We start from the raw sequence: 12,965 nt of genomic DNA, 5'->3' as shown, positions 1-12,965 counted from the left end.
TGGGTAAATTTGTTTTGCTTTACCACTTTCTCACGATGGTAAATAATTAATATATGTAACTGACTGACTGTTTGGTTTGTATATCTATTTGCCATTATGCCTGCCAGTTTTGTTTTCCTTTATTTCATCTTATTTGTGCTGTAAATTATTATTATCGCGTTATGATGAGTAACTTGATTAGATTGCATGAAACCGAAAACGGGTCTTTTGACTATGATCCCCAAATCCCGTGTATAATCAGTAGTGGTGAGGGGCTTATGTTCATAGACGATTTTAGAAAGTTTATGGAATGTAGCCTTGAATTGATTTATGAAAAAATTAAGGAAAATGGCGAATTTGGGTTGTTAGTAGACACTCGATATATGGAGGTCATAGGTCATAATGATGAAGTAGGGATGGGAAACGACTGGAAAGTAAAAGCCTATGAAGCAGGATTAAGGTTTGTAGCCTTTATTCTCCCGGATAATATATTTACGCTGATGAATATTGAAGAATATTCACTACAATCCGGAGATAAAGGGACCTTAATCATTGAGCATTTTGATGATATGGAATCGGCAAGAAATTGGCTTAAAGAAGTTATATAAGCTGCACCGATAAGAATAATTACTTTTTACCTAAGTCTAACTGAGCAGCACGCGATCAGTTTAATCTGTCGCGTGCTATTTTTTAACGAGATTAAGCCCTGTCCTTTGTCAAATCTTAACTGAAAAGAGTAAGTTAAACAACCGTTTATCAATTTGGTTATCAGGGATTAAAGTTGCTTTAATGAAGATTTATAGCTTGTCTACCTTTTTGTCACCCTACTAGCTATGCAGTTTGTCAAGTTTAGTGTCTATAATAGCAGGCTTGTTTTTAGTATGGCTTATGGTATAATGATATAGACGGGGATACTGCTTTACAGCGGTTTCTGAGAATGACAAGGTATATACTTAATCAATTATTAACATGGAAAATAATATAATTAGATTACATGCAACTGAAAACAGGTATTTTGGATATGACCAGGAGGTACCTTATATCGCTAGTTTAGGTAATGGCTTTATGCTGTCAGAAGAGTTTAGAAAGTTCATGGAGCGTGGCCTTGAACTTATTCATGAAAAAATTAAGGAAAATGGCAACCTTGGTTGGTTAGTGGATGCGCGACGCATGGAGGTTATTGACCCGAATGATAAAGAATGGGTGGTAAATCATTGGAATATAAAAGCCTATGAGGCAGGGCTCCGGTTTGTAGCCTTTGTGCTTCCTGAAAATATATTTACTCTAATGAATATTGAAGAATATACTGAGGAATCGACAAATAATAGTGCCCTGACTATTCATCATTTTAATGACGTGGAATCAGCAAAGAATTGGCTTAAAGAAGTTGTATAGGTGCTTTCTGATAAAAAGAATTACTTTGACCTAAATCCAAAACTAGCATGCGATCTATTTTAATGTATTGCGTGCTAGTTTTTACGCCGTTAAGTTGATGAATTTGTGTATGTATTACCCTGAAATATGCTGTAGTTAGGACAACTGATTAGGGAGTCATGTTCAGTGCTTATGGTTCTTTTTCTGCTTTTTTACCTGCTTAATCATCTTTCCCAGGTCTTTGTCTTTTTTCTTCCTTTCCAGAGCGGTAGCTTCAAAATGAGCCTTTTCTCTTATCATTTTAAGAAAATTGGTATATGATTTCTGGTCAATCTCTCCGTTTTCAACTGCTTCAATGACTGCACACCCTTTCTCATGAGTATGTGTACAATTTTGATACTTACAATTTTGTGAATGTTCAAGAATGGCATCAAACGTAATTTCCAGTCCGTCGGATTTGTCGGTAATGCCAACTTCTCGCATACCCGGATTATCAATGACTATTCCTCCATTTGGCAGTGATATTAATTCGCGGTGACTTGTGGTATGTTTTCCTTTATGAACTGCAGAGCTGATCTCTCCGGTTTTCATCTCTTCCTTTCCCGAAAGAGCATTGATAATAGTGGATTTACCAACACCTGATGAACCCAGCAAACAATATGTTTTTCCTGCTTCAATCAGTTCCTCTAATTGAGAATAGCCAGCGGGTTTATTGCTTACGGTAATTATTTTCACCTCTTTAATACGTTGTTTAATCGTATTCAAAATAGTACTCAATTCCGGCTTGTTAATTAAATCTATTTTATTAAGTACAATGATGGGTTCAACCTTGGCAGTATTACAAATTGTTAAGTACCGTTCCAATCTGTTTACATTAAAATCTCTGTCAACGGCTTGAACAATTAAGCCAAAGTCAACATTGGTTGCTATGATTTGTACCTTGCTGGCTTTCCCCGCAGCCCTTCTTTCTATTATGGATCGACGAGGAAAAATCGCATGAATAAGCGCTTTACTTTCGTCATACTGCATAAAAGCTACCCAATCACCTACAGCGGGAAAGTCATATCTACTCTCTGCTGTATACCTTAAATTGCCTATTAGCTCTGCATCAAACTCATGAGTTGGAGTTTTAACAATATATCGCTCTTTATGCTCTGATATGACCCGGCCAACTTCTAATGTATTCAGACCTTGTTCATTTCGGTATTGGTCCAATGTGCTGTTATAACCTAAATCCTCGTATGTCATCGTTTTAATTCTTAGTTATTAGCGAGCTTGTTATAGTCATCTACGAAGTATGTGGTAATTGGTTATTGAATTATCGAAAGGTATAATTCTTTCTTAAAATCTTCTTTGATCATCTGGTGGCTAATGAGCTCTGATTTATGTTTATAATTCATATCGTTTAGCATGGCAAGGATTTTGGGTTCCAGGTTCTCTACATGGATTTTACTTATTTTAATTCCTTTAGGGCCAGTACCTAACTTAAAAGTTATTGTATCGCATACAAACTGGTCGACAATATGGGGTATAATCATTGATGCACAACCATATTTATGTGCTAAATGGGTTGTTCCTGAACCTCCATGATGAATAACACCATATACCTTAGGAAAAATCCAGTCGTATGGTATTTGCTTGGTGAAATATATTAAATCTTTATCATACAGTTCCGGCCTTACTAATCCACCTGCTGCAGTATTAATAATAGCTGAAATTTTATTGTGTTCCAGTACCTTAAGTATTGTTTTAGTTTTTTCTTCAGGTTCTGGATTCAACATGCTACCAAAAGTGATGAATAGAATTTTATTGTGCTTTTCCAAAAAATCAAGCAATGCCTTTTGTGGTTTCCAGTTCGTAGTTTTGTTTCTTTCATGGTACCCCACAACCTTTAAATTCTTACTCCAATAGGCTGGCTTGGGGAAAAGTGTAGGAGAAACCGTGTATATCGCCTTATTCGACAATAACTCAGTTTTTATTTGCCCAAAACTAAATTTACCTGATAATTTAAGCCATTTCAGGGAGATCTTTATGGTTATAATCATGGCAAAGTTCACCAACGAAAAAGTTAACTTGTTAAGGAATTGGCCAAAATCATAATTAAATGCAATGTGAGCATGTCCTTTGACATAATGCATGTAAGGCATTGGACAAACAAGGATATTCCTTTCTTTGTTTTTTATTCCCCATATTATTGGATATACGGCTTTCCCATTGTACAAAATTCTGTCAGGCTCTAAAGACTCAATTATTTCATATTGTTTTCTAATTAATTCTTTATTGACCGGTGTTAATTTGCTGGCAAGTTTAATGTGGGCAATGATTTTTTTTAATCCGGAACAGGTTCCTCCCATCGCTGCTTTTCCATACTTGCTGTCAAGCATATCTATGAATTTGGTTCCAAGAGAAGTGAACTCTAATTCTGATTCCTCTGCAAGGTTCCTAAATTGCTCTGGAAAGACACAGATAACCTTGTGTCCCCTTTCTTTCAATATTTCACCTATGGCAAGAAAAGGTTCCATATCACCACGGGTTCCTATGGAAATCAAAATTATTTTCATTTTATCAGCGCTTCTGTTTGAACTGTCATTTTTATTAAGGTGCAGCCTGGTGTTTTTGTAATGTAACAATGCTTCAATCTATCAGGTTTTTACATTTAAAAGAGAATTATGGATTATCAGCCTGATAATATTTCATCCATTTGCAAGTTGTTATTGACTCGTATGATTTGAACTACAAATGTTCTGAGAACACGTTGCGGGCATTGAAATTTTCTGGCTAAATAGGTGTCTTATTACCAGATTATTACTTTAAGTCCTGAAAGAACTGGTACCATTCAGTAAACTTTTCATTTTTGAATTCACCAAGCAGTACATCTTCATGGGGGAGGGGAGTGGCACCTACATCTCTTCACTGGTACCATTGCATCAGGAGCTTTTGGAACCTTTCTCAAGGCTACTAGCCCGATTAATTTAATAATGCAGGAAGAAACACAAGGCCCGGAGATTGGTCTGTACTGGATATATAAGAGGAAAGATGTTTACTTATGACTGGTTTACAGAATGGCAAGCGGAAGCTAATGGATTCATTTTATAGGTAAACAAGGAGGCTCAATTTTAAGCTTTCTTTGTTTTAATTACGGGACGCTACTCTGCCAACCGAGACTTTGAGCATTTAGTGCCTTACTTCATCAACCTTCGCAACACTTCATATGCCATAGTCATACCGAACATCGCTGGCATATAAGCAATAGTGCCATAAAAGGATTTTTTGTAGTTGGAGCCATCCGTTAATTTTAGTGAGTGGGCCACCTGAATTTCTTCTGAGTAGACGGTAAGAATACCCTTACGCACGCCTTTCGATTTGAGGATTTTACGTAGTTGTTGAGCAAATTTGCATTCCCTTGTTTTACTGATGTCAGCGATTCTAATTTTGGTAGGATCCAGTTTGCCACCAGCTCCCATGGAAGAGATAAACTTACACTTTAGGCGCTTCAGGGTTAATATAAAGCTTAGTTTGGGAGCAAAGCTATCGATACAGTCCAGAGCAAAATCAAATTGATTATCGGTAAGCAATTTGGTCATGGCATCAGGCTGCATAAACTGGTCATATACCGTGATCTGAAGCTCAGGGTTAATATCTAAAAATCTTTCTTTAAGTACATTGGCCTTTTGCAAGCCAACGGTAGAATCCAGTGCCTGTAGTTGCCGGTTTTTATTAGTAGGATCTACCAGGTCGCCATCGATAATGGTAATTTTACCAATACCAGACCGTACAAGAGTTTCGGCAGCGTAGCTACCTACACCACCAAGCCCAACCACCAGCACATGGGCCTGATTTAATTTTTGCAATGACTCTTCACCAATTAACAGTTCGGTTCTTTCCAGCCAGCTCATAATCAAAAAAAGTGTTTGCGTTATTCGTAAATTGATCCTTAAGTTTTTCTATTGAAATGCCTAAAGCATTTGAAGCCTGCAAATATATGTTTTCTATAGAAACATCGGGCATACTGTCGGTTTCAAGAAATATACGGTTGGCCGGTATAGCGTGGAGTAATTCACTGAACTTCTCTGGTTTATGGGGTTGCGGCATGAGTGATATATAAAAGCCTGCATCAATAAGCTGTAGAGCCAATGTTACATTTCGTCCATAGCCATGTATGCACCAATTTTTGATGGATGGAAACTCACCTTTAACTTGCAGTAGCTGATGGTAAGCTCTTACACAATGTATGATTACAGCTGCATTTAGCTCATCAGCAACCTGCAGCTGACTCCGAAGAATGTCCATCTGTACCTGCATAGAAGGCCCCTTAAGGTTATCCAGTCCCATTTCACCTAAGGCTACACAATTGGTACTGCCAAAATGCGCTTTCATTTCGTTTGCTTCATCTGGAGAAAGTATGTCTTCAGTCCACCAGGGATGTTTACCCACTGTGTATGGACCTTCCGGAGGATCATCCTTACCCAGATGCAAGGAGACAATTTCAACAATATTGGGATTATCCTGATGTCTCACTTTATGGGTATGGAAATCAAGCGTTACAGGTCTGTTGAAAAGCAATTTGCTCATAAAAATAGAACAGAATTAAGGGTGTAGCGTTTTGTTTTACTCTTGGTAAGTTACCTTGGTAAAGGTAAAAAGTACTTTACATACATGTGATAATGATGAACGGCTATTCTGTAAGTTTCTGAGAAAAAAGGATATGAGATCTATCCGTTGAGTTTTAACTCTAATTATGGTTCCTTGTACTTTTAAGGTTTAAGTAAATGGAACAACCCAAATAGTAATGAGTGTGGCTATGGTAAGCAAAATGATAGTAGCATGATATCCAAACATTGGACGTTTTGCATCCTTCTCGTTGGGTTCTCTAATCTTGAAAAACACTTCTAACGGCTCTATTTTGTTTAATGCATTGTCCTCTATTTCTAAATTGCGATGTATCCACAAATGAGAAAAATTTGATAGTACCAAAATAGCACCTGTTAAAAGTGCAGCGTGGAAACATGTGAGGTTCCAACTTGAACTACTTTTAATTGCAATAATACCTCCCATTACGCTTAGTAAAATTGTGCTTACCCACGAAAATATTCTCCAGGCTTTTTCTCTTCTAAACTCAATTTCCTTTCTAAGAGCCTCGTACGTGAATTTTTGTAAATCAGATTTGTAGTCTTTTTTGTTTTTACCGCTCACTAAGTTAGAAGTTAGTTTTGCTATAGTTCTAACATATTGGAAAGACTTGCAGGTTCCTCTTTATTATATTCTGCATCTTTTCCTTAGCTTTTATTGTACCTGTTCTTTTTTATTTCTCCAGCTTTCATCAATGAATATTTTACAGATATTGGTCCAATAAACTCGTAAATAATAGTGGTTCCCATTATTGTGGTCAGGAGTATTTCTGAGATGTCTTTGAATTGTTCTTTTTGATAAATACTCAATACAAGCCCTATGACAATACCTGCTTGAGGAAGTAGCCCGCCAGCAGTGTATTTTTGTATTAAGTGATCTGCTTTTACCAGTCTGGCACCCGCAATTGTTCCGATAAACTTGCCTATAGTCCGCAGCAATACAAATAAGAAAATTAAACCAGTTGCCTCAGGAATGGTTGATATGTTCAAATGCAAGCCGCTTAATAAGAAGAAGAAAAGAAATATTAAATCTTCTGTGTAGCGTTCTAAAATCCTAAAAATTATTTTTTGTTGATTACATTTGTTGACTACGGTTATTCCCATCGTCATTGAAGATAATAATGCGTCTACTTGTAGGGCTTTGGAAATACCTACGCAAAGGATAATCAGAGCAAAAATTATAACGACCCATTGTCCTTCACCTGTAATTTGAAATAGTTTGGTTGTAGGATCTATAATAAATCCCAGAACTGTTCCAATGAAGATAGCCACTGTTACCTCATAAAAAGAGTTTACAATGGAGTCCCCGAATAATCCTGTCTCCCCCATAAATATGATGGCTGTGGTCAGACTGAATAATAGGATGCCTAGCGCATCATCCAGTGCTACAACACCCAATATAGTATCTGTTACTTTTCCTTTGGCTTTATATTGATGGATTACAGCAAGTGTAGCTGCTGGTGCTGTTGGGCTTGCCAATGCACCGAGCAATGATGCCAGTAGTAGTAGTGTAGATGAATCAATCGGTAATATTGTTGGAAACAACAATCCAAAACAAAAAACGCCTGTTGAAATCAATAAGAATGGGAATAAACTTGCAAGGAGAGTAATACTTAGGATTTCCTTTTCGTGTGCTTTAATTTTTGACCATTTTAAAGATCCTCCTACTTCAAATGCAATAAAACCCAAGCAAACCTCCATTAGCGGGTGGGTAACTTCTATGGTATGGAAGTTGACAAAGTCAATGGTATTCGGACTTAAAACAATACCTGTAGCTATATAACCAATTACTTTAGGTAGCCCTATCTTGTCAAGAAGCCACCCCGCTGTATAGCCGGTGATAAGTAATAAACCTATTGTCAGCAGGATATTCAAAAATCAATCATTTTATATAGGCACAACACCATAATTGATTCAAAGTAATGAAAACGGCCCTTGTATACAACATTTGCAAATAGCTTGATTAGCTTGCGGATGGATGGTGCCTGTTACATGTGGCTTAATTCATTCAATTCTTCAATATATTGTTTCAGAATAAGTAAGAAAATGTCCCTTCAGAATCCCCAGGTACTTTTGAATAATACATTGGCTCTTTTAAAACTAAAGTTTCAGAAGACATAGGTTGTGAGCCACTGACTATGGCAGAGCTTTAAATTCGCTCCTGACTTAGTGCTAATTGATGTAAAAAATCAATAAAATCAGAATAAACCTCTGTTAAATCATTAAACTCTCCATTACAATCTATAAACCCAAACTTCCAATTGTCTTCAGCATCATATGCATGGCAATCTCCACAGAAATCGTCTCCAACAATATATTTTCCTTTTAGTCCGGCTGCGGTTTCTTGGTCGTAAATATCGCTAGGCTCCAGAAATACATGAATCGAATAATATGAATCTCCTATCGTTCCATAACCTAAATCTCGATATAAACTTTTCAAGTTCTCAGGGATGTCCGGATATTTTATTTCTATAGCACTAATCCATTCTTCTTTTACCACATCAAATGATGAATCAGAAAATGTGCTTTTTAATTTTTCAATTGTTTTTTTACATTATCCATACTGACTATCTAGCTAAGGTTTAGGGCTTCACCCAAATCAGCATAAAATATCTGCCAATTTTAACCATTTAACTATTAAATATGATTGTTATTGAGTTGACTTCCTAATCGGCTGGTCTTGCTTTGTTGGTTCTATTGCTTAATTAAATCCTATAAATCCATAATCATGGACTTCTGTTTAATGGCCCACATAGAAAGGCTATGAGACTGACCATGAATGCCAAGTTTAGCAATAATATTACTCCTGTGTTTCTCTACGGTACGCTCAGCTATATGAAGTTTGTTTGCTATTTCCTGCGAGCTCATTTGAGAAGCAATTAACTTCAATATTTTTCGCTCTGAAGGAGAAAGGTTAGTCAAACGTTTCAAGCTGTCATTAGCCGTATCCATATCCTTACTTAAAATGGATCGGCTGTAGTAAGGTTCTCCCTTCATTACTGAAGTGATACAGTTAAGGATATCAGCACTCGTATCTTCCTTAAGTACATACCCTGAAATATTCAGGCTTTTTGCCTGCGCAATAAATTCAGATTCTTTATGATACGAAAGAATGATAAACTTTGTGTTCAACCCTTTCTTTTGGCATTCGGAGGCAATGGTAAATCCGGATAGATAAGGCATTTCTATATCCAAAACAGCGAGATCGGGGTGGTGATCAATAATCAGTTGTAAAGCAGCGCTTCCGGTGTTCGCAGCGCCTACTACATTGAGACCAGCTTTTTCCAAGGTATCCTTAAGGCCTTGTAGCAGCATGGGGTGATCATCTGCTATCACAATTTTTAACTTTTTATCAGGCATATACATTTGGCTTATCCACTACTAGTGTAATCTTGGTTCCCTTTCCTTTAATAGAATCAATTTCAATTTTTCCACCTACCAACTTTGTCCTTTCTTTCAGGGTACGCATGCCAAGGCTGTTTAGTGTTTCGGTATCTTCCACTAAATCAAACCCTACACCGTAGTCTATTACCTGAATGATTACCCTATTCTCCTCATTGTTGATCTTGATTTCGGCTGATTCTGTTTGGGAGTGTTTGATCACGTTATTTAAAGCCTCTTGAACTATGCGGTATACCTGCAATTCATGTTCCTTGGGAAAAATAGTATCAATATTCTCAATTTCTTCACTTAAAAAAATATCAGTATGCTGATCTGCATCTTGAACCAGTTTTTTTATACTGGCTGTAAGTCCAAGGTTATCCAATACAGCCGGGTGTAATGCTTTGGATATTGTTCTCACTTCTTCAAGAGCCTGAGAGACCATATTGACCGTATTGTTGTCGTTATGGAGTACAACTTTGTTTTTGATGAGGATTAGACTTTGCCCCACAGAATCGTGGAGGTCTCTTGATATGCGTTTCCTTTCTTCTTCATGGGAGATTAATAATTGGCGCGAAAACTCTTCCTCCATTTTTTTAGCGTTCAAAGCAAACCTGTAAGAACGGTACCAATAAGCACTGCCAAACAAAAACATAGCACTAATGCCAATTGCCCAGGCTAGTCGGGTTTTGAATAATCCGGTTGCTTCCAAAAAGCGTATTTCATCCTTCTGTTCCACAATTTGCCGCTTTTTTTGTTCCGTTTCATATTTAACCTGAAGCTCTTTTATTTGACCCTCTTTTTCTTTGGTATAAAGACTATCTTCAAGTGCATTTAGTTTTTGATAGTGAACAAAAGCTGACGCCATATTATTTTGTGCAGAATCCAGTTTATATCGTGACTGCAATGCATCCAAAACAATATCACCTCTTCCGGTTTGCTTTCCAAGATCAATTGCTTTTGCAAGGTATTCTTTTGCTGGTTCGTATTTGCCTTGTCGCCTCAGGCTCTCACCATAATCTACATAAGCATTGCAAAGCCGGTTATTTAATTTGAGTTTAGATAGTATTGGGAAAGACTTTTCATAGGAATCATTGGATTTCGAATATTGGCCTGATCGCATATACATCCAACCATAATTTTCAAGGAGTATAGCCTTGAGCCTTTCCATATTATTGGCAACAAAAATTTCCATTGCTATATCGTATACATCTTCTGCCTCCTGAAACTGCTGGTTATATGTGTAATTTATACCAAGAAAAATATATGCAGCCCCCAATTTATCAGCAGGGGATTTATAAGCTTTATAAAGTTCTACTGCTTTTTCTACATAAGCTATAGAGTTTTTATAATCATCCTCCAATAAATAAATATTTCCAACGCCTTGGTAGGCATCTGCCATTCCCAATGAGTCTTTAGAGGCTTCCGCCAGCTCCATTACCTTGAAAGCGTATTGGGTTTCTTTTCCGTGGTCGGCTTTTTGATTATAAGTCCTGCTAAGGTCTCCATACAATGTAATAAGGGACGATGTATCTGCGATATGTGTAAAAGCGTCTATTGCCTGTTCATAATAAGGAAGGCTTTTATCATGCGCTCCTTTAACTGTATAACAAATACCTATCCGCCTCAAAGCAATGCCTTTTTCTTTATATAAATAAAGCGCTCCGGCGGTCTTGGCAGTTTCTTCACTAAGTGCAATGGCTGAATCGTACATTTGAAGATACCAGTAACAACCCGCAAGATCGTTACGGGCCATAACCATTCCTCTCTTGTACCCCATGGACTCAGCCAATCGGTATGATTCCTTTGCTATCATTTTGCCTGAGTCCGCATTAAATGGTATGTAGGCTTTTACTAATGACCTCCGAAGTTCGAATATACTGGTATCGTTGGCCGGAAGTGAGTGGGCAATTTTCCTAAGACTGTCGGCTACCGGTTTTTGCGCTTTTAATGAAAGAGGTATAAATAAAAGTGTATATCCGACAAAAAGGTACAAGAGTAATAATTTGAAAATGATTTTATAGGAAACCAAGGGAAAAAGTAAATTGGTTCGAATAAAACCCTTAAGTATTGACCCCATAAAAAACGATAATCTCATGCTGAAAAAATAATTACCAAACATAAAAGTACTAGCAATAAAGCAAAAAATACGTATCATCCCCACCATAAATACGTGGCGCCCCGTATTTATTTCGATTTAAGCATTTCAGAGCTTTACATTTTGAAATGTGTATACATCTAATTCTCACTTTTTATCGCCAAAATGATTAAAGAATTAGCCGATTTCTATGATTATGGAATTAACTATACAGTTTCTCAGGCAAAAAGTAATTAGCTAATAGCATTTATTGAAAAATGAAAAAAATCTTACTTACCATCCTTTTTTTTTTAACACTCTTAATAAGCAAAGCGCAGCAGTGCGATACACTTTCTTTTGAATGGGAAAATCCTGCTCCAACAACGACTATTTACATGTATGGGGGTGGATATGTCACTGGTATTCCGGATCCTGCAAACTCAACTAATTCTACGGATGATAAAACGGTATTTGAGGGGTTCGCTTCTCCAACACCGGGTACTACTCCGGTAGGAGCAGTACGTCTTGGCTTGGGATTTTTAACTGATGCTAATGACAATACAAGGTTTGATGTTAATGTGTATGATGATAATGGAAGTAGCAGGCCAGGTACTTTGGTTGGAGGTGTTACCAATATATCCCCAACACAATTAGGTGTTGCTTCAAATGCATTTAAGAATTTTTGGATTACCCTACCATCCAATCCTGTTCCAACTACTAGTACTTTCTATATAGGGATAGTTATCCACCCGGGAGATGCAACGGACAGATTGGTAATACAGAGCAACACCAAAGGTCAGGGAAATGGAGATAATTCCAATAGTATCACCACCACCAAATTTGGAAATGAAAGATTACTTCAAACTTACAGTGCAGATATAGACTTAAACATAATACCTAAACTTGGAGCAGTAGAGGATCCCTCATTCAGCTATAGTAATACTTCGTACTGTTCAAACAGTGTTGATCCTACTCCAGCAATTAGTGGCGACCCCGGTGGAGTATTTTCCAGTTCTCCGACTGGTCTTGTTATCAATAGCACTACAGGAAAAATTGATCTTTCAGCAAGTACTGCAACTACTTTTACCGTAACCTATACAACTGCAGGCACTTGTCCACAGTCAAAAAAACAGACAGTAACAATTGTAAATGATACACCAGTTATATTTTGTCCTGGTGATCAGAATGTTAGCTTCAATAGTTCTTGCCAGTACCCATTACCTGATTATACAGGTTTAGCTACAGCCACGGATAATTGCAGCACACCTACCGTAACCCAATCTCCAGCGGCAGGTACAATAATTACTTCAGCCCAAACCATTACCTTAACAGCGAATGACGGCAATGGAAACACAGCACAATGTACATTTAATGTAATTCCTGCGGATATCACGAATCCGGTTATCACCTGCCCTAGTGATCAGAATGTAAGCTTTGATAGCTCTTGCCAATTTACATTACCCGATTATACAAGTCTGGCTACAGCTTCGGATAATTGTAGTGTGCCTACCGTAACCCAATCTCCA

At 37.3% G+C, this 12,965-nt stretch carries 12 protein-coding genes; 3 read left to right on the top strand and 9 right to left on the bottom strand.

Translation table 11 applies throughout. The features are described from left to right. Positions 1 to 161: 161 nt before the first annotated feature. Positions 162 to 587, top strand: coding sequence for a hypothetical protein (locus JMN32_RS18265; protein ID WP_202857810.1), 426 nt, complete (start codon positions 162 to 164; stop codon positions 585 to 587). A 361-nt stretch (positions 588 to 948) separates the two neighbouring features. Then, positions 949 to 1,374 (top strand): hypothetical protein, encoded by a 426-nt coding sequence (locus tag JMN32_RS18260; protein WP_202857809.1) that lies wholly within the window; start codon positions 949 to 951, stop codon positions 1,372 to 1,374. 162 nt (positions 1,375 to 1,536) lie between these two features. Here the strand turns inward: JMN32_RS18260 and rsgA are convergent, their stop codons facing one another. From rsgA to JMN32_RS18215, 9 genes are all read right to left on the bottom strand, one after another. After that, entirely contained in the window at positions 1,537 to 2,601 is a 1,065-nt protein-coding gene (gene rsgA / locus JMN32_RS18255) for a ribosome small subunit-dependent GTPase A (RefSeq protein WP_202857808.1), read from the bottom strand. A 62-nt stretch (positions 2,602 to 2,663) separates the two neighbouring features. Next, positions 2,664 to 3,914: a glycosyltransferase gene (locus JMN32_RS18250; protein ID WP_202857807.1), complete on the bottom strand. Its 1,251-nt coding sequence runs from the start codon at positions 3,912 to 3,914 to the stop codon at positions 2,664 to 2,666. Between the two features lie 621 nt (positions 3,915 to 4,535). Continuing rightward, positions 4,536 to 5,249 (bottom strand): tRNA threonylcarbamoyladenosine dehydratase, encoded by a 714-nt coding sequence (locus JMN32_RS18245; protein ID WP_202857806.1) that lies wholly within the window; start codon positions 5,247 to 5,249, stop codon positions 4,536 to 4,538. Next, complete coding sequence (locus JMN32_RS18240) at positions 5,212 to 5,925, bottom strand: TatD family hydrolase (protein WP_202857805.1); 714 nt, start codon at positions 5,923 to 5,925, stop codon at positions 5,212 to 5,214. Before JMN32_RS18240 ends, JMN32_RS18245 begins: the two co-directional genes overlap by 38 nt. Positions 5,926 to 6,114: 189 nt before the next feature. Beyond that, on the bottom strand, positions 6,115 to 6,546 hold the full coding sequence (locus JMN32_RS18235; protein ID WP_202857804.1) for a hypothetical protein: 432 nt from the start codon (positions 6,544 to 6,546) through the stop codon (positions 6,115 to 6,117). A gap of 83 nt (positions 6,547 to 6,629) precedes the next feature. After that, positions 6,630 to 7,856, bottom strand: coding sequence for a cation:proton antiporter (locus JMN32_RS18230; RefSeq protein ID WP_202857803.1), 1,227 nt, complete (start codon positions 7,854 to 7,856; stop codon positions 6,630 to 6,632). Between the two features lie 274 nt (positions 7,857 to 8,130). Beyond that, positions 8,131 to 8,481, bottom strand: a complete 351-nt coding sequence (locus JMN32_RS18225) for an SMI1/KNR4 family protein (protein WP_202857802.1) — start codon at positions 8,479 to 8,481, stop codon at positions 8,131 to 8,133. Between the two features lie 212 nt (positions 8,482 to 8,693). Then, a complete protein-coding gene (locus JMN32_RS18220; RefSeq protein ID WP_202857801.1) occupies positions 8,694 to 9,341 on the bottom strand; it encodes a response regulator transcription factor in 648 nt (215 codons plus the stop codon). Beyond that, positions 9,334 to 11,358 (bottom strand): tetratricopeptide repeat-containing sensor histidine kinase, encoded by a 2,025-nt coding sequence (locus JMN32_RS18215; RefSeq protein WP_202857800.1) that lies wholly within the window; start codon positions 11,356 to 11,358, stop codon positions 9,334 to 9,336. The genes JMN32_RS18220 and JMN32_RS18215 overlap by 8 nt, the downstream gene beginning before the upstream one ends. A 359-nt stretch (positions 11,359 to 11,717) precedes the next feature. Between JMN32_RS18215 and JMN32_RS18210 the strand changes: the two genes are divergently transcribed. Beyond that, the coding region (locus JMN32_RS18210) for a hypothetical protein (RefSeq protein WP_202857799.1) at positions 11,718 to 12,965 on the top strand (1,248 nt) is incomplete at its 3' end.

It is taken from the genome of Fulvivirga marina, from assembly GCF_016775155.1.
Lineage (GTDB): Bacteria > Bacteroidota > Bacteroidia > Cytophagales > Cyclobacteriaceae > Fulvivirga > Fulvivirga marina.
This window is presented reverse-complemented; position numbering and strand designations above follow the sequence as displayed.

Coding starts and splice junctions, on each gene's coding strand:
- JMN32_RS18250 (WP_202857807.1), bottom strand. CDS start 3,914: ATGAAAATAATTTTGATTTCCATAGGAACCCGTGGTGATATGGAACCT.
- JMN32_RS18265 (WP_202857810.1), top strand. CDS start 162: ATGATGAGTAACTTGATTAGATTGCATGAAACCGAAAACGGGTCTTTT.
- rsgA (WP_202857808.1), bottom strand. CDS start 2,601: ATGACATACGAGGATTTAGGTTATAACAGCACATTGGACCAATACCGA.
- JMN32_RS18240 (WP_202857805.1), bottom strand. CDS start 5,925: ATGAGCAAATTGCTTTTCAACAGACCTGTAACGCTTGATTTCCATACC.
- JMN32_RS18260 (WP_202857809.1), top strand. CDS start 949: ATGGAAAATAATATAATTAGATTACATGCAACTGAAAACAGGTATTTT.
- JMN32_RS18220 (WP_202857801.1), bottom strand. CDS start 9,341: ATGCCTGATAAAAAGTTAAAAATTGTGATAGCAGATGATCACCCCATG.
- JMN32_RS18245 (WP_202857806.1), bottom strand. CDS start 5,249: ATGAGCTGGCTGGAAAGAACCGAACTGTTAATTGGTGAAGAGTCATTG.